At 74.3% G+C, this 707-nt stretch carries 1 protein-coding gene; it reads right to left on the minus strand.

The annotated features are described in order from the left end of the window. Positions 1 to 707: hypothetical protein (locus ACK4SE_RS14000; protein WP_409693936.1), on the minus strand; the 707-nt coding region annotated here is incomplete at both ends.

A 707-nucleotide genomic window follows, 5' to 3' on the forward strand; every position in this document is an offset into this window, starting at 1 on the left:
CCCACGTCCACGCCCTTCTCCGCCAGCGCGCCCAGCAGCGTCAGCGCCGCCTCCACGTCGTGGAAGGGCAGGGCGCCCAGCGAGGCGGCGGGCAGCGCGGAGGAGAAGACGGCGGCGAGGAAGGTCAGGACGCGCTCGCCCGACAGCACCGCCAGCCGCGAGAACAGGTGGCGCAGCCGCTCGCGCAGCTGGTCAAACTCCTCCATCTCCTCGCTGGGCTGCGCCGCGCCAAAGGCGTAGGACGGCGGGTAGCGCACGCGGCGCAGCACCATGTCCAGCAGCAGGGGCAGCTGCTCCGCCAGCCAGAACGTCCGCCCCGCCGCCGCCGCCGCCGCCGCCGCCTCCGCCGCCCACGACTCCCGCATGCTGCTCACCGCCGCCTGCGCCAACTCCAGCGCGGCCAGGCCCACGGAGCACAGCTCGTGGCCAATGAGCGACCAGGCCAGCGGCATGATGCGGTGCAGCTGGGCGGCGGCGGCCACGGCGGCCTCGCTGGCAAAGCCCTGCTCCTGCCCCACGTGCTTCCAGCACTCCAGCAGCACCATGCCCACGCCCGCCACCAGCTGCGCCAGCGCCAGCGCCGCCGTCTCCTCGTCCTCCGCGGTGGGCACGGTGATGCGCTGCAGCGCGGCGGGCAGGTCCATCATCTGCAGCATCTGCAGCTTGGCCAGCGCCGGCATGCCCTTCTGCGCCAGGTCCAGCAGCAC

It is taken from the genome of Brevundimonas sp. (genome assembly GCF_046293315.1).
Lineage (GTDB): Bacteria > Pseudomonadota > Alphaproteobacteria > Caulobacterales > Caulobacteraceae > Brevundimonas.